22 protein-coding genes, 1 tRNA gene and 1 pseudogene are annotated in these 21,226 nt (G+C 71.0%); 3 read left to right on the forward strand and 21 right to left on the reverse strand.

The genetic code is table 11. From position 1 onward, the window contains the following. Positions 1-118: 118 nt before the first annotated feature. From IF43_RS0119285 to IF43_RS0119320, 8 genes are all read right to left on the reverse strand, one after another. Positions 119-1,054: a trypsin-like serine protease gene (locus IF43_RS0119285; protein ID WP_158939399.1), complete on the reverse strand. Its 936-nt coding sequence runs from the start codon at positions 1,052-1,054 to the stop codon at positions 119-121. Between the two features lie 369 nt (positions 1,055-1,423). Further along, a complete protein-coding gene (gene rho, locus IF43_RS0119290; RefSeq protein ID WP_030201937.1) occupies positions 1,424-3,430 on the reverse strand; it encodes a transcription termination factor Rho in 2,007 nt (668 codons plus the stop codon). Between the two features lie 395 nt (positions 3,431-3,825). Further along, positions 3,826-4,743, reverse strand: coding sequence for a homoserine kinase (thrB, locus tag IF43_RS0119295; protein WP_030201938.1), 918 nt, complete (start codon positions 4,741-4,743; stop codon positions 3,826-3,828). A gap of 344 nt (positions 4,744-5,087) precedes the next feature. Then, positions 5,088-6,158: a threonine synthase gene (gene thrC / locus IF43_RS0119300; protein ID WP_030201940.1), complete on the reverse strand. Its 1,071-nt coding sequence runs from the start codon at positions 6,156-6,158 to the stop codon at positions 5,088-5,090. Between the two features lie 7 nt (positions 6,159-6,165). After that, a complete protein-coding gene (locus IF43_RS0119305; RefSeq protein ID WP_030201942.1) occupies positions 6,166-7,470 on the reverse strand; it encodes a homoserine dehydrogenase in 1,305 nt (434 codons plus the stop codon). 150 nt (positions 7,471-7,620) lie between these two features. Next, positions 7,621-9,012: a diaminopimelate decarboxylase gene (gene lysA / locus IF43_RS0119310; protein ID WP_030201943.1), complete on the reverse strand. Its 1,392-nt coding sequence runs from the start codon at positions 9,010-9,012 to the stop codon at positions 7,621-7,623. A gap of 15 nt (positions 9,013-9,027) precedes the next feature. After that, positions 9,028-10,116, reverse strand: a complete 1,089-nt coding sequence (nrtL, locus tag IF43_RS0119315) for an ArgS-related anticodon-binding protein NrtL (protein WP_030201946.1) — start codon at positions 10,114-10,116, stop codon at positions 9,028-9,030. 206 nt (positions 10,117-10,322) lie between these two features. After that, complete coding sequence (locus tag IF43_RS0119320; RefSeq protein WP_078910289.1) at positions 10,323-10,814, reverse strand: response regulator; 492 nt, start codon at positions 10,812-10,814, stop codon at positions 10,323-10,325. A 100-nt stretch (positions 10,815-10,914) separates the two neighbouring features. On the opposite strand from IF43_RS0119320, the gene IF43_RS0119325 reads away from it, so the two are divergent. After that, positions 10,915-10,986, forward strand: a tRNA-Arg gene (locus tag IF43_RS0119325). Positions 10,987-11,200: 214 nt separating this feature from the next. On the opposite strand, the gene IF43_RS0119330 is transcribed toward IF43_RS0119325, so the two are convergent. The 12 genes and pseudogenes from IF43_RS0119330 to IF43_RS0119385 form a co-directional block, all read right to left on the reverse strand. Beyond that, entirely contained in the window at positions 11,201-12,574 is a 1,374-nt protein-coding gene (locus IF43_RS0119330; protein ID WP_030201949.1) for a tyrosine-type recombinase/integrase, read from the reverse strand. After that, positions 12,571-12,744: an AlpA family transcriptional regulator gene (locus IF43_RS0119335; RefSeq protein ID WP_030201950.1), complete on the reverse strand. Its 174-nt coding sequence runs from the start codon at positions 12,742-12,744 to the stop codon at positions 12,571-12,573. The genes IF43_RS0119330 and IF43_RS0119335 overlap by 4 nt, the downstream gene beginning before the upstream one ends. An 11-nt stretch (positions 12,745-12,755) precedes the next feature. Then, a pseudogene (gene repSA, locus IF43_RS36600) lies at positions 12,756-14,155 on the reverse strand (replication initiator protein RepSA). A gap of 4 nt (positions 14,156-14,159) precedes the next feature. Continuing rightward, complete coding sequence (locus tag IF43_RS0119345) at positions 14,160-14,342, reverse strand: hypothetical protein (RefSeq protein WP_030201952.1); 183 nt, start codon at positions 14,340-14,342, stop codon at positions 14,160-14,162. 90 nt (positions 14,343-14,432) lie between these two features. After that, positions 14,433-14,618: a hypothetical protein gene (locus IF43_RS0119350; RefSeq protein WP_030201954.1), complete on the reverse strand. Its 186-nt coding sequence runs from the start codon at positions 14,616-14,618 to the stop codon at positions 14,433-14,435. Positions 14,619-14,659: 41 nt separating this feature from the next. Next, complete coding sequence (locus tag IF43_RS0119355) at positions 14,660-15,205, reverse strand: GGDEF domain-containing protein (RefSeq protein WP_030201955.1); 546 nt, start codon at positions 15,203-15,205, stop codon at positions 14,660-14,662. Between the two features lie 5 nt (positions 15,206-15,210). Further along, the gene (locus IF43_RS0119360) at positions 15,211-15,501 is read right to left on the reverse strand and encodes a hypothetical protein (protein ID WP_030201956.1); all 291 of its coding nucleotides are present in this window, start codon (positions 15,499-15,501) and stop codon (positions 15,211-15,213) included. A gap of 12 nt (positions 15,502-15,513) precedes the next feature. Next, on the reverse strand, positions 15,514-15,669 hold the full coding sequence (locus IF43_RS40850) for a hypothetical protein (RefSeq protein ID WP_107048530.1): 156 nt from the start codon (positions 15,667-15,669) through the stop codon (positions 15,514-15,516). A 19-nt stretch (positions 15,670-15,688) separates the two neighbouring features. After that, positions 15,689-15,877, reverse strand: a complete 189-nt coding sequence (locus IF43_RS0119370) for a mobile element transfer protein (protein ID WP_030201957.1) — start codon at positions 15,875-15,877, stop codon at positions 15,689-15,691. Positions 15,878-15,896: 19 nt separating this feature from the next. Continuing rightward, a complete protein-coding gene (locus IF43_RS0119375) occupies positions 15,897-16,574 on the reverse strand; it encodes a DUF2637 domain-containing protein (protein WP_030201958.1) in 678 nt (225 codons plus the stop codon). 341 nt (positions 16,575-16,915) lie between these two features. Further along, complete coding sequence (locus IF43_RS0119380) at positions 16,916-18,265, reverse strand: FtsK/SpoIIIE domain-containing protein (RefSeq protein WP_030201959.1); 1,350 nt, start codon at positions 18,263-18,265, stop codon at positions 16,916-16,918. Between the two features lie 2 nt (positions 18,266-18,267). Further along, positions 18,268-18,597, reverse strand: coding sequence for a hypothetical protein (locus IF43_RS0119385; RefSeq protein ID WP_030201960.1), 330 nt, complete (start codon positions 18,595-18,597; stop codon positions 18,268-18,270). A 155-nt stretch (positions 18,598-18,752) separates the two neighbouring features. On the opposite strand from IF43_RS0119385, the gene IF43_RS0119390 reads away from it, so the two are divergent. Both IF43_RS0119390 and IF43_RS0119395 read left to right on the forward strand, forming a co-directional pair. After that, positions 18,753-19,547 (forward strand): GntR family transcriptional regulator, encoded by a 795-nt coding sequence (locus tag IF43_RS0119390; RefSeq protein WP_030201962.1) that lies wholly within the window; start codon positions 18,753-18,755, stop codon positions 19,545-19,547. Continuing rightward, complete coding sequence (locus IF43_RS0119395) at positions 19,544-20,227, forward strand: YdcF family protein (RefSeq protein WP_030201963.1); 684 nt, start codon at positions 19,544-19,546, stop codon at positions 20,225-20,227. The genes IF43_RS0119390 and IF43_RS0119395 overlap by 4 nt, the downstream gene beginning before the upstream one ends. Here IF43_RS0119395 and IF43_RS0119400 read toward each other — a convergent pair. Continuing rightward, complete coding sequence (locus tag IF43_RS0119400; RefSeq protein ID WP_037889165.1) at positions 20,200-21,123, reverse strand: nuclease-related domain-containing protein; 924 nt, start codon at positions 21,121-21,123, stop codon at positions 20,200-20,202. The two genes, IF43_RS0119395 and IF43_RS0119400, sit on opposite strands and share 28 nt — an antisense overlap. Between the last annotated feature and the right edge of the window lie 103 nt (positions 21,124-21,226).

Genomic DNA, 21,226 nt, shown 5'->3' on the forward strand with positions numbered 1-21,226 from the left:
CATACCCCCCGGATGGCCCGACCAGAGAGACGGGGGTTGGGCGGAAAGGGTTGCGCGACAACGGAAAGCGGCCCGGTGCCGAGGGCACCGGACCGCGTCCGTGGAGCGAAGGCCGTGATTAGCGCAGCTGCGCGGCGACGGTCTTCGCGTAGGTGCTGTACTTCGTGAAGACCGGGTGGGCGCCCTTGTAGACGCAGTCCTTCACGCCCCACGAGGTGACGCCGACGATGCGGCCGTTCACGAGGAACGGACCACCGGAGTCACCGTTGCAGGTGGCGACGGTGCCGCGGTCGGAGCCGGTCGCGGCCTTGCCGACGCAGAGCATCGCGCCCTTCTTGAAGGCGGAGCCCCAGAAGCGCTGGCAGACCGAGTTCGCCTGGACGGGCAGGTAGCCGCGACGCAGGTAGGTGGACAGGTTCTGGTTCTTGGACGTGGTCCGGCCCCAGCCCACGGAGGTGCCGATCTTGCCCGGGCGGTACGAGGCCGTGTCCGTGGAGGTCGTGACCTTGGCCGGCTTGGCGGCGGTGCGCGACCTCAGCGTCAGGACGGCGATGTCGTTGGCGAACGTCGAGGAGTTGTACCGCGGGTGGTACCACTGCTTCGAGATCGAGTACATCTTGCCGCCGTACAGGCTGTGCGAGTCAGCGATGCGGGTGGCACCGGTGATCACGAAGCCGTACTTGACGAAGTTCTTGCCCTTGACGCAGTGGGCGGCCGTGAGGATCTTGCGGGAGTTGACGACCGAGCCGGAGCAGAACCAGCCGTGGCCCCGGCCGTCGCCGACCCACAGCTGGGTCATGAACGGGTAGTTCTTGATGTTGACCGCCGTGCCGCCGATGATCTGGGCGTCACGCTCGGGGGCGTTGTTGCCCTTGTTGGCGGCGTTGATGACCGAGGCCATCTGCGCGGTGACCGACGCGGAGGAGTCGGGCTGCGCAGCGGGCTGGGCGGCGGCACCGGCCGGGGCGGCCATGGTGGCGACGAGTCCGGCAGCGAGAGCGGCCGTGGCACCCGAGAGGGCGGCGCGGCTACGCAGGGACTTCAGAGAAAACACTCAATCTCCCCGTATGAGGTGTCTGTCTGGCACGCAGGGGGAGGCTACTTCGCACGGCGCGGACCCCGGGTCACCGAAGTGCCCAAGTCCCGCCCACTGTCCGGCCGTTGGCGGCCGACGCTGTCGTGGTCCCCCCGACGTGCGGCGTGACCGATCCTATGTCATGTCCGCGCCTTAATCCAACCCGTATCCGGCAATGCGCGGAAATAAGTTGACAGTTGAGCCTTTGTCAACATGTAAGGAGCGTGTAAGTCCCCACACGGGACGTCACGCGTGCCGGCCACACGCAAACCGCCCCGTCACCGGAGTGACGGGGCGGTGGCGAAGACGCCGGGGGCACCGGGAACGGTTCCCGGTTTCCGGACGTTGTCAGTCGTCGTTCTTCGACGCCGGGGTCGTCTTGGCGATCTGCATCAGGAACTCGGCGTTCGACTTCGTCTGCTTCATCTTGTCGAGCAGCAGCTCGATCGCCTGCTGCGAGTCGAGCGCGTGCAGCACCCGGCGCAGCTTCCAGACGATGCTGAGCTCCTCGCTGTTGAGGAGGATCTCCTCCTTGCGGGTGCCCGACGGGTCGACGTCGACGGCCGGGAAGATGCGCTTGTCGGCGAGCTTCCGGTCGAGCTTGAGCTCCATGTTGCCGGTGCCCTTGAACTCCTCGAAGATCACCTCGTCCATGCGCGAGCCGGTCTCGACGAGCGCGGTGGCCAGGATGGTCAGCGAGCCGCCGTCCTCGATGTTGCGCGCGGCACCGAAGAAGCGCTTCGGCGGGTAGAGCGCGGTCGAGTCGACACCACCGGACAGGATGCGGCCGGAGGCGGGCGCCGCGAGGTTGTACGCGCGGCCCAGGCGGGTGATGGAGTCCAGCAGGACGACCACGTCGTGACCCAGCTCGACGAGGCGCTTGGCGCGCTCGATGGCCAGCTCGGCGACCGTGGTGTGGTCCTCGGCCGGGCGGTCGAAGGTCGAGGAGATGACCTCGCCCTTGACCGACCGCTGCATGTCGGTGACCTCTTCCGGACGCTCGTCGACCAGGACGACCATCAGGTGGCACTCGGGGTTGTTGTGCGTGATCGCGTTGGCGATCGCCTGCATGATCATGGTCTTGCCGGTCTTCGGCGGGGCCACGATCAGACCGCGCTGGCCCTTACCGATCGGCGACACGAGGTCGATGATGCGGGTGGTCAGCACGCCCGGGTCGGTCTCCAGGCGGAGCCGGTCCTGCGGGTACAGCGGGGTGAGCTTGTTGAACTCGGGGCGGCCGCGGCCGGACTCCGGCGCCATGCCGTTGACCGAGTCGAGGCGCACCAGCGCGTTGAACTTCTCGCGGCGCTCGCCCTCCTTCGGCTGGCGCACGGCACCCGTGACGTGGTCGCCCTTGCGCAGGCCGCTCTTGCGGACCTGGGCGAGGGAGACGTACACGTCGTTCGGGCCGGGCAGGTAGCCGGAGGTCCGGATGAACGCGTAGTTGTCGAGGATGTCGAGGATGCCCGCGACGGGGATCAGCACGTCGTCGTCGGCGACCTGCGGCTCGTTCGCACCGAACTCGTCGCGACCGCGACGGCCGCGGCGGTCGCGGTAGCGGCCGCGCCGGCCGCGACGGCCGCCCTCGTCGTCGAAGTCGTCCTGCGGCCCCTGCTGCTGGCCGCGGCCGCCGCCCTGCTGCTGCTGGCGCTGACCGCCCTGGCCCTGGCCCTGCTGGCCGCCGGCCTGCTCCTCGCCCTTGCCGCGCTCGCGGCGGTCACGGCCGCGCTCGCCCCGCTCACCGCGGTCGCCCCGCTCACCGCGCTCGCCGCGCTCACGGCGGTCGCGGCGGCTACGGCCCTCGGTGCTCTCCGCCGGGGCGGAGACGGCGGTGGCGGCCTCGGCCTTGGCCTCGTCGGCACGGGCCTCGGTACGGGTCTCCGTCTTGGCCTCGACCTGCGCGGGGGCGGCGGCCGGGGCCTCGGCGGCGGCCGGGCTGCCGGCGGCCGCGGTGGCGCGCCGGCGTCGGCGCTCGCCGGCCGGGGCGTCGTCGGACGCGGGCTGGCCCGGGATGTCGATCTGCTGCTGGGCGGCCGGGGCCTCGGCAGCGTCGGCCTTGACGGCCTTGGCCGTCGTACGGCGCTTCGGCTTGGCCTCGGCGGCGTCGGCGCTCTTGGCGGGGGCGGCAGCGCCGCCACCGGCCTGCGCCTCCTTGATGACCTCGATCAGCTGGCTCTTGCGCATGCGCGCGGTGCCGCGGATACCGAGGCCCGATGCGACCTGCTGCAGCTCGGCCAGAACCATGCCCTCGAGGCCGGTGCCAGCGCGGCGGCGCTTGGGGGTGGCAGCACCCGCGGGCGCGCTGGTCTCGACACTGGTGTCGGCAGCGCCCATCAGATCGGTGGTGTCGCTCACGAAGGGTCCTTCCCTGGAGCGGACGTCGGCCTGTCTGGCTCGGCGACCGGTTGTGCTGTCCGGCCGCGGTCCCTGATGTGTGGACCGTGCCGGGGCGGTGGTCCGCCGGTAGAGGTACGGCGGAAGAAATCAGTACATGGGTTCCGGCGAGAAGACCCCAGCTGCAAAGCGTGGGAATGTCACGCCGATTCCGGAGCATGCTCGGAACTGCCTGGCAGTGGTCAAAGCAGTCGGGGAGGCTCCCGGAAGAAAGGTGGTCCCGGATGGGGACACTGAGCACCGAGCCACGACGGCTTCGGATGCGTACTTGAGATTAACACTACCGGATCCAACAGACATTCCCCCTCTCACTCACCGGCAATCGCGCCCTTCCGACAAGGCGGCACCAGCAGGTCCTAGCCCGCGAGTGGCAACACGCTCGCACCTGCGGCGTCGAGGGCCAGCCGGTTGGCGGCCCATCCCTCGCCCGCGAGCAGTGCGACCTTGTCGGCCGTGCCGTTCTCGGCCAGCGCGAGGACCGTGGGGCCCGCGCCGGAGATGACCGCGGGGACTCCGTCCGCGCGCAGCCGGTTGACCAGCGCCACGCTGTCGGGCATCGCGGGCTGGCGGTACTCCTGGTGCAGCCGGTCCTCGGTGGCCGGCAGCAGCAGCTCGGGGCGCCTGGTCAGGGCCTCGACGAGCAGCGCGGCGCGGCCGGCGTTGACGGCGGCGTCGACGTGCGGGACGGTGCGCGGCAGCAGGCCGCGGGCGGTCTCCGTCAGCACGGGCTTCGAGGGTACGAAGACCACCGGAACGACGGAATCTGCCGTGTCCATCCTGATGGCGCGGGCGGAGCCGCCCTCCATCCAGGCGAGGGTGAACCCGCCGAGGAGGCAGGCCGCGACGTTGTCGGGGTGGCCCTCGATCTCGGTGGCCAGCTCCAGCAGCGCGGCGTCGTCGAGCTTCGCGTCGCCGCCTATGGTCACGGCCCGCGCGGCGACGATGCCGGCGCAGATGGCGGCCGAGGAGGAGCCGAGGCCGCGGCCGTGCGGGATGCGGTTGGCGCACACGACCTCCAGGCCCCGGGGCTGGCCGCCCAGCAGGTCGAAGGCCGTGCGCATGGAGCGTACGAGCAGGTGGCTCTCGTCACGGGGCAGGCTGTCGGCGCCCTCGCCCGCGATGTCGATGTTCAGCCCGGAGTCGGCCACCCGGACGACCACGTCGTCGTAGAGCCCCAGGGCCAGGCCCAGGGCGTCGAAGCCCGGGCCGAGGTTGGCGCTGGAGGCGGGGACGCGCACCCGTACGGCGGCGGCGCGGAACGCTGGACCGGCCATCGCTCGATGACACTCCTTGTGACTGTGCGAGATGTTCGCGGTGAATGTACTTGAAGACGTACGACATCCGAAGGCCTCGGGGGCAACACCGCAGGCATATGCGAGTGGGCGGATGTAAGTACAGCCTATCGAAGGAAGGTTCTGTCGCGACATAGGGCGCACAGGAGGCGCACGATGCGTGTCGCGGACCCCGCTCCGCCCCTGTCTCGGCCTGCGGGGCGTTGCGCGGTTCTCCGCCCTGGTCGCGGGGCGGTCGTACGGGAGCGGTCGGCGACCGGCCTTCGACCGGATCCCGACCGCCACGGGGCCCGCTGCGGGCGCCGTGGCGGTCGGAGGGACGTACGTCAGACCAGGCCGAGCCGGACCGCGGCCGCCTCGGCGTCCACCGGAACGGTGACGGGCTGCGGAGCGCCGGCGATCGCCCAGTCGGGGTCCTTCAGGCCGTTGCCGGTGACGGTGCACACGATCTTCTGGCCCGGATCGACCTTGCCCTGCTCGGCGGCCTTGAGCAGGCCGGCCACGGACGCGGCGGAGGCGGGCTCCACGAACACGCCCTCCTGCGAGGCCAACAGCCGGTAGGCTGCCAGGATCTGACGGTCGGTCACCTCGTCGATGAAGCCGCCGGACTCGTCGCGGGCCGCGAGGGCGTAGTCCCAGGAGGCCGGGTTGCCGATGCGGATCGCGGTGGCGATGGTGTGCGGCTCCTTGACCGGCTCGCCGCGCACGATGGGCGCCGAACCGGAGGCCTGGAAGCCCCAGATCCGGGGGGTGTGCGTGGCCAGGCCGTCGGCCGCGTACTCCTTGAAGCCCCGCCAGTACGCGGTGATGTTGCCCGCGTTGCCCACCGGCAGGACGTGGATGTCGGGGGCGTCGCCGAGCGCGTCGACGATCTCGAAGGCGGCGGTCTTCTGGCCCTCGATGCGCACCGGGTTCACGGAATTGACCAGCGCGACCGGGTAGTTGTCGGACAGCCTGCGCGCGAGCGTGAGGCAGTCGTCGAAGTTGCCGTCCACCTGGAGGATCTTGGCGCCGTGCACCAGCGCCTGGCCCATCTTGCCCAGCGCGATCTTGCCCTGCGGCACGAGCACGGCCGAGACCATGCCCGCGCGCACCGCGTAGGCGGCGGCCGAGGCGGAGGTGTTGCCGGTGGAGGCGCAGATGACCGCCTTGGCGCCCTCCTCCTTGGCCCGGGTGATGGCCATGGTCATGCCGCGGTCCTTGAAGGACCCGGTGGGGTTCGCGCCCTCGACCTTGAGGTGCACCTCGCAGCCCGTGCGCTCGGAGAGGACCTGGGCCGGTACGAGCGGGGTGCCACCCTCGCGGAGCGTCACCACGGGAGTCGTGGCCGTGACCGGAAGCCGGTCCCGGTACTCCTCGATGATGCCCCGCCACTGGTGGGTGCGATTGCTGCTCATGGGTCCTTTACTCCCCTTCAACACGCATGATGCTGGCGACACCGCGCACGGTGTCGAGCTTGCGCAGCGCCTCGACGGTGCCGGAGAGGGCGGCGTCGGGCGCGCGGTGGGTGACGACGACGAGGGAGGCCCCGTCGCCGGCCTTTTCTGGATGACCTTGCTGGCGGACGGTGTCGATGGACACGCCGTGCTCGGCGAAGACCGTGGCCACCTGGGCGAGGACACCCGGCTTGTCCGCCACATCGAGGCTGATGTGGTAGCGGGTGACGACCTCGCCCATCGGGCTGACCGGCAGCTGGGTGTACGCCGACTCGCCCGGCCCCGTTGCCTCGGCGAGCTTGTTGCGGCAGACGGCGACCAGGTCGCCCAGGACGGCGGAGGCGGTCGGCGAACCGCCCGCGCCGGGTCCGTAGAACATCAGCCGGCCGGCCGCCTCGGCCTCGACGAACACCGCGTTGTAGGCCTCGCGGACGGAGGCCAGCGGGTGGCTGAGCGGGATCATCGCCGGGTGGACGCGGGCCGTGACGGACTCGCCGTCGGCGGCCCGCTCGCAGATGGCGAGCAGCTTGATGGTGCAGCCCATCCGCTTGGCCGAGGCGAAGTCGGAGGCGGTGACCTCGGTCATGCCCTCGCGGTAGACGTCGTCGAGGCGGACCCGGGTGTGGAAGGCGATGCCGGCCAGGATCGCGGCCTTGGCGGCCGCGTCGTAGCCCTCGACGTCGGCGGTCGGGTCGGCCTCGGCGTACCCGAGGGCGGTGGCCTCGTCGAGCGCCTCGGAGTAGCCGGCGCCGGTGGAGTCCATCTTGTCGAGGATGAAGTTCGTCGTGCCGTTGACGATGCCCATCACCCGGTTGATCTTGTCGCCGGCGAGGGACTCGCGCAGCGGGCGGATCAGCGGGATGGCGCCGGCCACGGCGGCCTCGTAGTAGAGGTCCCGGCCGTGCTGCTCGGCGGCGGCGTGCAGGGTCTCGCCGTCCTGGGCGAGCAGGGCCTTGTTGGCGGAGACCACCGAGGCGCCGTGCTCGAACGCGGTGGTGATCAGGGTGCGGGCCGGCTCGATGCCGCCGATGACCTCGACGATGACGTCGATGTCCCCGCGTTTGACCAGCGCGGTCGCGTCGGTGGTGATCAGCGACGGGTCGATGCCCTCGCGGACCTTCGAGGGGCGGCGGACCGCCACGCCGGCGAGCTCGACCGGGGCGCCGATGCGCGCGGCGAGGTCGTCGGCGTGCGTCGTCATGATGCGCGCCACCTCTGAGCCGACCACACCACAGCCCAGCAGCGCCACCTTCAGCGGACGCGTACGCATCATCACGACCTACGCCTTTCGTCAACAATCCGGCTTGCCGGTGCAAGCACGGTCCGAACCAGTCTCACGCACTGGACAGGAGTTTCCATCCCTTGTCCAGAGTCCGAGACGTCCATCTCGGCCTCCCGGGGGACTTCCCCGGAAAATCCAACCTCATCCGAGGTCGAGTCGCAGGAGATCCTCCTCCGTCTCGCGCCGGACGATCACGCGCGCGGCCCCGTCGCGGACCGCGACCACGGGCGGTCGCAGCGCGTGGTTGTAGTTGCTCGCCATCGAGCGGCAGTACGCCCCGGTCGCCGGTACGGCCACCAGGTCGCCCGGCGCCAGGTCGGCCGGCAGGAACGCGTCGCGCACGACGATGTCGCCGCTCTCGCAGTGCTTGCCGACCACGCGCGAGAGCATGGGATCGGCGTCGGAGGCGCGGGAGACCAGGGCGACGCTGTACTCGGCGTCGTAGAGGGCGGTGCGGATGTTGTCCGACATGCCGCCGTCGACGCTCACGTACGTCCGCAGGCCCTCCAGCGGCTTGATCGTGCCGACCTCGTAGAGGGTGAAGGCCGTGGGGCCGACGATGGCGCGGCCCGGCTCGACGGAGATGCGCGGCACGGCCAGTCCGGCGGACTCACACTCACGGGTGACGATCTCGCGGAGCGACTTGGCGATCTCGTGCGGCTCGCGCGGGTCGTCCTCGGGCGTGTACGCGATGCCGAGGCCGCCGCCGAGGTCGATCTCGGGCAGCTCGACGCCGTGCTCGTCGCGGACCGCGGCGAGCAGCTGGACGACGCGGCGGGCGGAGACCTCGAAGCCGGCGGTGTCGAAGATCTGCGAGCCGATGTGCGAGTGGACGCCGATCAGCTCGAGGCTGTCGTGGCCCAGGGCGCGGCGGACGGCCTCGGCGGCCTGCCCGTCGGCGACCGCGATGCCGAACTTCTGGTCCTCGTGGGCGGTGGCGATGAACTCGTGGGTGTGGGCCTCGACGCCGACGGTGACGCGGATCTGGACGCGCTGGCGGACGCCGAGCTCACGGGCCACGTGCGCGACCCGGGCGATCTCCTGGAAGGAGTCGAGCACGATCCGGCCGACCCCCGCCTCGATGGCGCGGCGGATCTCGGGGACGGACTTGTTGTTGCCGTGGTACGCGATCCGGTCGGCCGGCATCTCGGCTGCCAGCGCGGTGCTCAGCTCGCCCGCCGAGCAGACGTCGAGGTTGAGCCCCTCCTCCTTCAGCCAGCGCACAACGGCCTTGGAGAGGAAGGCCTTTCCGGCGTAGAACACGTCGGCGTCCGACCCGAAGGCGTGCGCCCAGGCGCGGCAGCGCTCGCGGAAGTCGGTCTCGTCGAGGAAGTAGGCGGGGGTCCCGAACTCCTCGGCCAGCTTGGTCACTTCGAGTCCGGCGACGGTGACGACGCCGTCGTCGCCCCGGCGTACCGTGCGCGACCAGACCTTCTCGTCAAGGGCGTTGAGGTCGGCGGGCGGGGCGGTGTAGTGGCTCTCCGGCAGGACGTCTCCGTGGCGGGGGCCTGCGGGGTGCGCGGAACGGCTCATGATCTCGTACTTCCTCTACAGAAACTCTGGGGCATCGAGGCCGAGCAGGGACAGGCCGCCCGCGAGCACCGTCCCGGCGGCTTCGGCGAGGGCGAGCCGGGAACGGTGGGCGACCGAGGGTTTCTCGTCTCCGCGGGGCAGTACGTCGTGCTGGGCGTCGAGCAGGGCATCGGCGAGGGTGGCGAGATGCCTGGTCAGCCGGTCGGGGGCGCGGTGGTGCGCGGCCGCCTCCAACACGAGCGGGTACTCGGCGAGCGCGCGGGTGAGCGCGGGGTCCAGGGGGGTGGGGGCGGCCGTGCCGGCGGCGGCAGGCGGGGCGGTGCCGGCAGCCGTGCCGACACCCCCGGCGGCAGCCGGGGCGGGGGCGGCAGGCGGGGCGGTGGCGGCAGGCGGGGCGATGCCGGCGGGCCCGAAGCCCAGGTCGGCGGCGTTCCGCAGCAGGGCGCGAGCCCTGGCGTGGGCGTACCGCACGCGGAAGAAGGGGTTGTCCTCGTGCTGGCGGAGCAGCACGGGGTGGAAGTCGGGGGTCTCCCCCGAGGGGGTGTCGAGGACGGCCCAGCGCACGGCCCCGCCCCCGAACCGCTCCGCCGCGTCGCGGTCGCCGCGCCGCAGCGGCGCCGGCGCCGGCCCCCCGGCCTCCGGCTCGCCGCCCTGCGCCCGTACGAGCGCGGCGACGGCCTCCCCGTACATCCGGGCCCGCGGCTCGGGCCCCTCCGGTACCGGCACCCGACGCCCGGCGAGGGCGTCGCCGTACCCGTAGCGGGGGCCCGCGCCGCGGACGGCGTCGACGAGCCCGGCATCGGGGGCCAGGAAGAAGTTGAGGAACCCGCCCCCGGTGACGGCCACGCTCCTGATGCCCGGCTCCCGCCCCAGCCGCCGGGCCAGCACCTCCGCGACGTCCCGGGGCCCGGGACTCCCCCCGAGGACCTTGGCGAGGCCGAACGCGACCGGGGTGGCGTAGTCCCCCACTCCCCCGGGCCGGGTCGGCTGGACGACCACCCTCTCCAGCACCCTCCCGACGGCGGCCTCCCGGGGCAGCTCGCGCCGCTCGACGGCGTGGCGCACGGCGCGCACGACGGTGCGGGAGAGGTCGGCGGGGGTCACGGGACAAGCGTATGGGAGGAGGGGGGCCCTTCCGCGAACCAGTTTCGGCATGTGGGAACCGGGACCCGCACCCGCCCCCCGAAAAGGCAGAGCGAACCGCAAACGAGCCACCGACCGGAGCGGCCCCCGCACCACGACCAGGAGACAAGCCCGCGACCGCAATCACGTACAGGACCTCAACCGCCGCTCTCACGACCGGGGCGACATCAGCCCTGGCGACTCCCCGCCCCCGCGGACGGATCATCGGCGACCTCGTCCGGCCCGCCGCCCTGCTCCTCGATCAGCCGTCGCACGACGGCCACCAGGTCCGCCGGCTCGAAGGGCTTGGCGAGGAACGCGTCCACCCCCGCCAGCACCCCGGCCTCCACCTCGTACTGCGTGCACGCGCTCACGATGGCCACCGGGAGGTGCCGCGTCCGCGGGTCCGACCGCAACCGCGCCGCGGCGTTCAACCCGTCCAGCCGCGGCATGACCACGTCCATGGTCACGACGTCGGGGCACACCTCGTGCACCACGTCCAGGCACTCGGCACCATCGCTCGCGGTCACGACCTCGAAGCCCTCCAGCTCGAGATTGACCTTGATCAGCTGCCGGATGACCTTGTTGTCGTCGACAACAAGCACCCGGCCCGACGCGCCTGGCACAACTCGAGAGTAGGTGCGCCCCGGTCCCCGCGTCCGGGTTTTCCCCACTTCCACCCCGTGCGGGCGACCCACCTCCCCCGGACCTGCGAAACCCGTTCCTGATCACCCCTCCGAAGCTGGTAGTGTTCTGTCCGTCGCCGAGAGACGACACCCCGCCCCCGTAGCTCAGGGGATAGAGCAACGGCCTCCGGAGCCGTGTGCGCAGGTTCGAATCCTGCCGGGGGCACTTCGCACGAAGTGCCAAAAGACCCCGCCACCAGCAGAGATGCTGAGGACGGGGTCTTGTCGTATGCGCAGCCGTGAGTCACGGGATGCAGCCCCATGACGGACCCCGCGGACTATTCGCGGACGGGCCAAGCCCCCAGAACCCCAGGTCAACCCCCCAACGGCAAAGGCCCCCGGACGAGTCCAGGGGCCTTGAGGGTCGCCGCACGAGCGCCTCACTCGTACTCGCGCAGCAGCTCCTCGATCCGGCGGTTGGCCACCTCGTGGCGCCCGTCGAGGCACTTCGCGTACCGGCTCAGGAGCACCTCCACGCTGTTGCCGGCGCGCTCGGCCACCTCGGTGGGATCCACCCCCGCGTTGAGCCAGGTCGACAGCGCCGAGTGCCGGAGGTCGTACGGCCGGGCCGCCAACGGCGAGGCCACGACACCGGGCGGCAGGGCAAGGGCCCGTGCCTCCTGCCAGGCCCGGTAGTAGGTGGACGACGAGACCACCCCCCCGTTCTCGCTGAAGAAGAGCCGCCCGTCCTCCGCGGTCCCGAAGGTCTCCAGGTGATCCCGGAGGATCACGACAAGCTGGGGCGGGATCGGCACCCGGCGGACCTGCTCGGCGGGGCGGTTCTTCAGGCCGCGGTCGTCGTGGCTCTCCCCGGAGTCGGTCCACCGCTTGCCGACGCTCGGCCGGGTCCGGTGCAGCAGCGCGGAGCCCCACCCCTCGGCCGGCAGCACCAGGTCCGACTCCGCCAGGCCCACCGCCTCCGCAGGCCGGAGGCCCCCGAAGTACATCCCGGCGAAGAGCCCGACGAGCCGACGCCCGCGAGCCCGGCGGAATCCCCCGACGTACGAGACGGCAGCCAGCAAGGCGCGCGCTTGCTCGGGATTGGCGACGACCCGGGGATCCACCTCATTCGAGACCTTGGGCTTCTGCCAGCGCACCGCCGCGAGCGGGTTCTCGCGAAATTCGCCGAGATCAACCGCGTATTCGAGGGCATTCATCAACGTGCGCCTCTTACGGCGGACGGTCTCGGCGGCCGCAGCGGTACCATCGAGCTTGATCTTCAGGGAGTCGAGGACGGCACGCCCGATCACCGGGTCCGCAAGGTCGGACAGGGGCCGCGAGGCCTTCGCCACCCAGTGCAGGACGTTCCCGACCTCGGCCGGCAGGTCCCGCTCCCCGGGGCTGGGCAGGACGAAGGCCCAGTTCCGCAGCGTCCTGCGGAGGAGCACGCTGTCCGGACGCCCAGGGCGGTCGTCCAACAGCGCCATGGTCACCGAGGTCAGGGATTCGTTGATCCCGTCCCGTGTGTTCGGCGCGGCGTGTGGCCACTTCATGGACAGGTACTTGAGGGCGAAGGCGTACCAGGTGATCGTCGCCTTCTTCTCGGCCATCGATCCCGGAAGGCCGGACTCGGTGTCGAACTCCTCGCCGTCGCGCGCCGCCCTCATCAGCTTCGAGCGGTAATTGTCGGCGAGCCCCTTCGTCCGAAAGCCCTCCGAGAAGGCTTGCCCGGCGACGACCCAGCGCACGTCATAAGAAGGCCGCTTCGTATCCCTCTTCCGGACACTCCAGATCTTGACGTCGAGGGACTTCACGCAGCGGCCCCCTCAAGACCCCGAAGCCAGGCGACGAAGTCGCTCCGCCAGACCCGCAGCTCACCGTTCGGGAGCTTGAAGGAGGCCGGCCCAGTGCCCAGCTCCCGCCAGCGGTAGAAGGTCCGCCGGGAGACCCCACCCAGCTCGGCGAGGACCTCGGGGACGGTCATCAGCTGATCCTTCACGCCGGGTCTCCTTCCAGGTCAAGTTCGGCTCGTAGTTCTCGGGCGTGGTCGCGGTTGTGCTGGATGTCGCGGCGGATGTTGGCGGCGAGCCAGGATTCGCCGGGGGTGTGGCCGTGGCCGGCGTAGGCCCAGTGGGCGACGACCAGGAGCGTGGCCTCGGGGTGATCGTTGGGGTCGGGCAGGCCGAGGGCGGTGCGTTGCTGGGCTGCGCGGTAGTCGGCGCGGACCTGGCGTAAGGCGCCGAGGGTGGTGGAGTAGCGGCGGGACTTGGTGGAGAAGTGGCCGCGGAAGCCGAGCATGTGGGCCCAGGCCCGAAGGCGCCGATCCGGGTAGGCCCGGTCGAGGTCCATGCAGGCTTCCATGAGGCGGCGAGGGTGGTCGGGCACGCCCAGGAGGACTAGGGCTTCCTTGTTGCCCACCGGGTGGTCCACGGTGCCGGTCGTCTCGGCGGCCTTGGTGGCGTACTTGGCGACGTAGGCGGCGACCGCCTGCTCCGTCACCTCTTCCCCGTCCCCGAAGGCCCCGATGGGCTGGACGTCAAGCTGATCGCCCCACCGCAGGACCCAGTCCGTGTCGAAACCGTGCTCGGGGCGGCCGGCACGACGACGCGTACGCGGGCGGCAGCGGCCCGGATCGCATCGGTGAGCAGGTCGAGGGTGGCCCAGGCCGGGGGCGGCGTGTCGGGCCCGTCGGCGCCGTCGAAGCGGACGACAGCGTGGAAGTGGACGGCCCCGCGCTTCTGGTATTCGGCGACCTTGCCGAAGGAGACGCGGGACTGCTCGCGGGCGGCTTTTTGGGTCAGGCCGGCCCGGCGGGCGATCTCCCGACGGAGGTAGATCGTGAAGTAGCGCCACAGCTCGGAGGCGTGGTTGTTCCAGAGCACCGCGCCCGCGTAGCCATAGGTGTCCGGGTCCAGCGGCGTGCCCAGCTCTGAGGCGTCCTCGGCGTGTCGGACCCCGCAGCGGCACGGGCGCGTGCCTGGGCGGTTGTGGACCGGCCCGAAGGACGGCGCGGTCAGGGTGGCGAAGACGCGGGGGTGGTCGCGGGTCGTCTCGGGCGTGCCCTTGTCGGCGGCCCCGACGAGTCCGGCCCGGATGAGGTGGTAGGTGTCCCCGGCGTAGGTCCAGGCGCAGGCGGGGCAGCGCGAGGCGCGGCGGTTGCCGCAGGCGACGCGAAGGACCCCGCCGGGCTCGGCGTCGGTGGTGTAGGCGTGGAGCACGGTCCGGGTGGCCGGGTCGAGGAGCTTGGTGCCGCCAGTCAGACGGATGGGGGCGGCGCATCCTCCGGTGCGGCGGAGTTGTTCGGTGAGGCGGTCGAAGTCGGGAGCCCCGGCCACCCGGAGCAGGTCGCTCAGGGTGGCCGGGTCCAGGCCCGCCGCGGTGGCGGTGTCGGTCAAGGTGTCACTTCCCGGCGCGGACGAGGGCGGTCGGGAGGGCGCGGGTGCCGTTGCCCTTGCAGGTCGGGCAGGTGGCGGGAAGGGTGCGGCGCTGTCCGTCCGGGTTGGTGGCCCCGGTGGTGATGTGGACGACGGGGAAGCCGTCGCAGTGGGAGCAGACACGCGTGCTCGGGGGCTGGTGCATCATGAGTTGTCCCTTTCGGATCCGGTGGGTCTGGAATGGGCGGAGCCGTCCGGGGCGGCGGAAGTTTGGCGACCGAGGCCGCCCCGGAGGGCGTTACTTGCTGCGACGGCCGCGCTTCAGCACGGCGTTGAAGACCCGCATGTCCTCACGGGTGGCGGTGCCGTCGCCGATGCGGTCCCGGATCGCGTTCAGGCGCTGCGATCCCTCGCGCTTGGCCTGCCGGTACTGGCGGTCTTGCTCGACGTGGTCGATCTCGGGGCGCTTGCTGAAGAAGCCCATGGCAGTGGCCTTTCCTGGTTGATGGATGGGTGCAGAGACGGTCAGCGAGTGTTGCGCCTGCCGTGGCCCTTGGCCGCGTACATCGACATGTCGGCGGCGGAGAGGGCGTCGGTGAGCACCGGGACAGGCAGGTGTTCACGGGAGCAGTGACCGACCGAGGCCGAGACGCGCAGAACGTGGCTGTTGTGGGTGACCGGCTCATCCAGCGCGGCGCGCAGGGCCGACAGGCCAGCCGTGTGGTCGGGGTCGGTGACGATGGCGGCGAACTCGTCCCCGCCGAGCCGCGCGGCGATGCCGTGGCGTCCGCACCAGGTGGCCAGGCGGTGGGCGGTGGCGGTGAGGACCGAGTCGCCGGCGGCGTGGCCGTGGGTGTCGTTGATGGCCTTGAAGTCGTCCAGGTCGACCAGGACCACGAGAGCGCTGGGATGCCTGGCCATCAGGTGTTCGGCGCGGGCGGTCCACCCGGAGCGGGTGTGCAGCCCGGTCAGGGGGTCGCGGCGGGCGGTGGCCAGGCGGCGCAGGAGCAGCCCGCCGTGGAGGGCCCATCCCAGGGCCGGTAAGCCCGCAGCGATGACGAGCGCGTCCATGACGGTCACCGGCCCTTCTGGAGGTCCTTGACGAGCAGGCGCAGGACCACCGTGATCACAGCGACGGAGACCCCGGTGATGGCGACCGCGAGGAGCATCGAGACCAGGACGGCGCCGACGACCAGGACCACGGCTCCTCCGCCGGCGGCGAGGGCCAGCGCGCTGCCGGGGGTGAGCTGGACGGTGGCCCGTGCCGTCGCGGACTCGCGGCGGGGCTCGATGTCGGGGGCGGGCGGCGAGGGCAGCGGGATCGTGCCGGTCGGGAGCGGGTTGACGGGGATGCGGGGGCGGAGCATGGCGAGGTCTCCCTACTTCGTGATCGGGTCGATGAGCGGGGCGAACAAACTGTCGGCGAGGAGGTAGCCGCCGAGGAGGATCACGGCGACGAGCCACCAGGGCGGGCGGATGAGCTTGATGCCGAGGGCGCCGACGACGATCAGCGCGAGCCAGAGCGGGACGTCCATGGGATGGTCTCTTTCGCGGTTAGCTCGGGTTGCAGCGGTGGGTGTGGGCGGCGAGTTCGGCGCCGGCGCGGCTGGAGTAGTCGGCGGAGAAGTCGCAGCCGGGGGCGGTGCACACGGCGGTGTGGAGCGTGCGGCCCCGGCCGTCGCTGTGGCTGCCGACGCGCACCGGGCCGATGCGGATGACCTTGTAGAAGCGGTTCGGGCGCATGGGGTGCTCTCCTTTCCGGTCAGGTGAGCTGAAGGGCGATCGAGTCCGCCAGCGCGGCGGGCACGCCGAGTCGGTTGCGCAGCGTGGCTGTGTCGATCGGCGTGCCGGTCTGGGCTCGGTGGGCGGCCGCGATCTTCCGGGCGTGGTCGAGCAGCGCGGGCGGAACGGGGACGACAGGCGCCGCCGGGGCGGACTCGGGCGGCACGTCTGCTAAGACGGGTTCGACCGGTGGCAGAGCTGGAGCCGGGGCCGCTTCGCGCTCCACGGTCAGGCTCGGAGTGGACTCGGAGGCGGGTTCTTCCTTGGGTTCCGGCGTCCGCTCAGGCACGGTCGCCGTGGTGGGGGCGTGGGCGAGGAGCGTTCCGCCGAGGAAGGACAACGCGGGCCATCCGGCGACGAGGATCCGCAGCCAGGGCGGTACGTGCTGCATGTCGAGCAGTCCGGCGGTGGCGACGTTGGCGCCGAGCGACGCGATCAGTGCGATGGCGAACCAGAGCCAGGCGTCGCGGTTGCCGGCATCGGTACGCATTCGGCGCCAGGCGGCGACCAACAGCAGGTCGACGCTCACCGGGTAGGCCCACGCCTTCCAACCGTCCTGTCCGGCCGCCACGGCAAGATCGTGCAGGTGGGCGAAGGACAGGGCCCCGGCGATGACAGCCTGGACGAGAACGGGGTCGAGGCGGAGGGTGCGGAACACGCAGTCACCTCCTTTCAGGCAGGCCGGTGCCGAACGCTTGCGGCCGACACCAGCGGGTTCGGGGTCGAGTCAGGCGAGGCCGGTGCCGAAGCAGGTCGGGCACAGCCCGGTCTGGGTAGCGGCGATCTGCTGGAGCCGACGGCCGACACGGACAGCCGTCCCGGTCTCCCCGGTCCCGTCGCAGGTCTCGCAGGGCGGCGGGGAAGGCGCGGGCTTGGTCGGCCGTCGCCGCGTGGCCGGAGGCTTCTTCGCGGTGCTCATGGCGGTGCCCTTCGGTTTCGGACATGGGTCGGCTAGGGACCTGGCGTGAGGCGGTCACGCCGACCGAGGGGAGGGAGCGGCTAGTCCGCCGCCGGAACCGGCTGCACGAGCGGGATGGACTCGCCCGGCGTGGTCTTGGCGGGGACGGCCGGCCGGTACGGTGCGAGGACGGGAAGCGTCGGGGTCAGGTGCGCGTACTCGGCGCAGATGGCGGCGGCCTTGGCCGCGCTCAGCTCAGGCGTACGGATTCGGGACCAGCCGCCGGAGGAATCACCCGCAACCGCGACCCCGGGCATATCGGCCCGGAGGGTCAGCACGGCGACCACCGCGTCCGGGGCGATGTCGCCCAGGCCCATGTCGGCGGTCTGCTTGTCGTTGACGCGGTGGACCGTCCGGCCGGTGAGCTGGGCCCGGAGGGTGGTGGCGCCCTTGCCGAGGTCGGAGCCGAACCGCTGCCCGCAGATCTCCAGGAAGATGCCGGCTGCGCGGGCCATCTGACCGAGGCGGACCAGCTGCGTGACCATCCGGTCCCGGCGTTCTTCGTCCTTCTTGCTGGCGATCAGGAACAGTTCGGCAACCTCGTCCACCAGCAGGACGATCGGCACCGGGCGAACCTTCTCGGACAGCGCCCAGATGTCGGCGGCGCCATGCTCGCTGAGCAGGTCGAAGCGGTCCTCCATCTCCATCACGAGCGCGTCCAGGAGCCCGGACGCCTCCTCCGGCGTGATCGCGAGGGCCGACAGGCGGGGTGCATACCCCCGCTGCTCGACACCGCGCTTGCAGTCGATCCCCACCAGCGCCACCGGCAGGCGGGCGAGCCCGGCCACCAGGTTGCGCTGGTACATGGACTTGCCCGACTGGTTGGCGCCGAGCGTCAGCGCGTGCGGGACCTTCAGGTAGTCCCGTATGAACGCGGTGCCGTCCTCGCGGAGCGCGACGGGGACCGTCATCGGCCCGGCGGGCACCCGGCGCGGCATTCGCACCTTCCGCAGCACGTCGTAGCCTGTCATGCGCAGCTCGACGAACCCCGGCTTGATCTCCACCACGTTGACCGAGTGGACGCCCCAGGCGTGCCGCAGCCGCTCCGAGGCTGCGACCACGTCGGCGGGCTCAAGACCGGCGGGAAGACGGAGCGTGACCCGCAGCCCGGTCGAGGACCCGCGCACCCGGCGGACCTTCGGCGGAACGGGCTGGACGTCACTGCGGCGGGCGATGTTGCGCGCCATGAACGCCCGCAGGCGGGACGGCTGCACCGTCAGCCCGCACACATCCATCGTGGAGCGGTACGTCACCGTGAACCGCACCTGCGCGGCCGGCAGACCCACCAGCGACCAGTAGACGCGGGGTGCGCGGACCTTCGCGTAGCCGAGGCCGCCACCGGCGCCGGCCAGCGGAAGACCGACCTCCCATAACGCCGTCAGGTCGGCCATGGTCAGGCCCCGACCGTGAGGGCGACGGCGCGGAACGAGATGCCGTGCCGGGTTTGGCCGTTGAACGTGTTCTCCCAGTCCCGCGCCTTCAGCCCGATCACCGAGACCGGCATGCCCGGCATCAGGCCCTCGGGGAGCCCGGTCTCCGGCACGGTCACCTGGTAAAGGTTGCCCTCGCCCTCGTCCGAGATCAGCAGGCCCACCGTGGACAGCCCGGCGCCGGTCTCCCGGTCCACGGCCCGCTCACCGGTCTGCTTGCTCACGAGCTTGGGAACGGGGGCCGTGGCCACGAACACCACAGCAGTCGACGTGTCCACCTTGAACGACGGCATCAGTACCTCCAGCGTTGTCGGGGCAGCCCAAAGAGGGCCACCAACTCTCGCTGTCCTAGGACTGCGAGCGCTTGAGTAGATAGTGCAGTGCAGTCCTAGGACTGTCAACAGTCCTAGGACTGTGTTTGACTTGAGGTCGACGAAAGGGATACGCGGTGGCGCCGAAGTGGAGAGAGCTGGCAGACAAGCTGGCCGAGCAGATCAGACGGGGCGACTACGCCCCCGGCCAGCAATTGCCGCACATCAGGGAGCTGGTAGACGCCGGTGAGGGCTCGAAGGCGACCGTCCACGCGGCCTACAAGGCGCTGGAAGCGGAAGGCTTGGTGACCTCATCCCGAGGTCACGGAACTGTTGTACGTCAGCAAGTTCCGCTGAAGCGGCTCGGCATCGCCCGCTACGACAAGGCCAAGTGGCGTGACGGGGACGAGGTGGCGTTCATCGCGGACCGCGTGGCCTCTGGCCGGGCGTACCGCCGGAACGAGCAGACCCAGTCTGTCAGCCTCGTTGAGGCGCCGGCCGAGGTGGCTGCCGCACATGGCCTACCGGTGGGCGCGCCGGTCTACGCCCGCGCACGGCTGGTGAAGGAAGGCGACCAGCCAACGCACACGCTGACCAGTTACTACCGACCGGAGCACGTCGAAGGAACCCGACTGGTGGATCCGACACCCGGCCCGGCTGGCCGCGGTGGTGGCTTCCGCGTCCTGTACGACGCCGGCTACGAGATCGACCACATGAAGGAGCGGATCTTCGCCCGTACGCCCACTGCTGACGAGGTGAGGCTCTTGCAGCTTCTGCAGGGCGAATGGGTGGTCGAGCTGCACCGGACGACCTACACAGCCGACGGCACCGTGGTCGAATTCGCTATCGGCGTGCACGCTGCTTCGCGCTTCGCCTGGGAGTACGACTTCCAGGTGCCGGACTCGGCGAATGACAGGGAAGGCCAGAAGTGATCACGACCCAGGACTGGGCAGATACCCGACTCATCTGGGACTACCACCAGATGGGCCACGCTCCGCGGCCGTGCTCGGTAGCGATCGGGCTCGGCAGCCACGACCTGGGCGTGGCCGAGACGGCGGTCGACCTGTACAACCGCGGCATGGCCCCCCTGCTCGTGTTCACCGGCGCCACCAGCCCGACGACGCGCGAAAGGATGCCTCGCGGTGAGGCGGTTCACTACCGCGAGCGGGCGCTGGAGCTCGGGGTTCCCAGTTCTGCCGTGCTCGTGGAGCCGCGAGCCCGCAACACGGGCGAGAACATCAGCTTCAGTCGAGAACTGCTGCGAGAGGCCGGCGTCGATGTGTCCTCCGTTCTGCTGATCAGCAAGCCGTACGAGGAGCGCCGCGCGTACGCCACGGCACGAAAGCTCTGGCCCGGCGTAAGGATCATCAGCGCTTCCAGCCCGATGACGCTGGACGAATACGTCGACTCCATCGGCGACCCGCGACTGGTCATCGACATGCTGGTCGGCGCCCTGCAAAGGCTGTTGGTCTACCCCGAACAGGGCTTCATGATCAGCCAACAGGTCCCTCGCGACGTGGTCGAGGCCTACGAACGGCTGCGCCAACGGGGCTTCACGAGCCGCCTCCTGCCCGACGCGACCGGTCAGGCGCGGAGCCAGATGCGTCGGTGACGAGCGACGCTGTGCACGTGCTCCACCTGCTCGGGCGTGAGCTTCCCAGTGAGCGGCCCGAGAGCCGCCACCTCCCGTTCCTGGTAGACGCGGACGGTGTACTGCGTCGCCGCCCGGTCCAGGGAGGCGACGCCGACGAAGACCAGGACCGGTTCGACGGGCACGTCGAAGGCGCAGTACCGCCCGAGCACCCGCCGTACAAAGTCCGCCTCGGAATGGCTTGCCGCAGCGTAAGGACGCGGCTTCCCGCCGTTGATCTTGGCCATCGAGTCGCCGACCCAGACCGAGGCACCCCGGTGGTGCTTGGTGTTGATGCTGAACACTCCGCCAGGGCCGATCAGCACGTGATCGATGTCGCCGCCGTTGCCCTTCTCGATGCCGTGGAGCACCCGCCAGCCGAGCGGGGCAAGGCGTTCCAGCTCACGACCTACCCGGCGCTCACCTTCCAGGCCGGCGTACCAGCTGTCCCACTCCGAGGACTGCCGCAGCAACTTGGCCTTCAGCCGCTGCACCATCGACGGACCTCGTTCGGCGATCATCCCGACGACCCGTGAGCCGGGCCGGTTCCTGGCCAGGTCCTCGCTCGGGCTGAGCGGCGGGACAGGCGCCGGCCTCTCGATTCGGCGTTGCGCGGTCGCGTGGGCGGGGTGCCCTGACTCGACGGAAGGAGTCACGGGGCGGGGCTCACGAGTAGGCGCAGCAGCAGAGGTGACGACCAGGCCGTCGCCAAGGTGACCTCGAAGGAGCTCCAGAGCTTCGTCCTGGTACTTCTGAATCTTGATAGTCACAGCTTTGGTCGCTCGATCCGCCCAGGCGACAGCCGTGCCGTCCGGCAGGTTCACATAGAGCCGATCCTTGCCGTGCTTCTTCCACGGATGAACCGTCAGCCCGCTCATCAGCCGCCCCCTGCGTGCCGTCCCCACGTACATGCGAACAGCCGCTGGCCAGATCGGCAAGACCGCCGCGGCAAGCCCGAGTTGTTACAGGTTTCTCTACCTC

It is taken from the genome of Streptomyces sp. NRRL S-87, from assembly GCF_000719335.1.
In the GTDB taxonomy this organism is placed as follows: Bacteria; Actinomycetota; Actinomycetes; order Streptomycetales; family Streptomycetaceae; genus Streptomyces.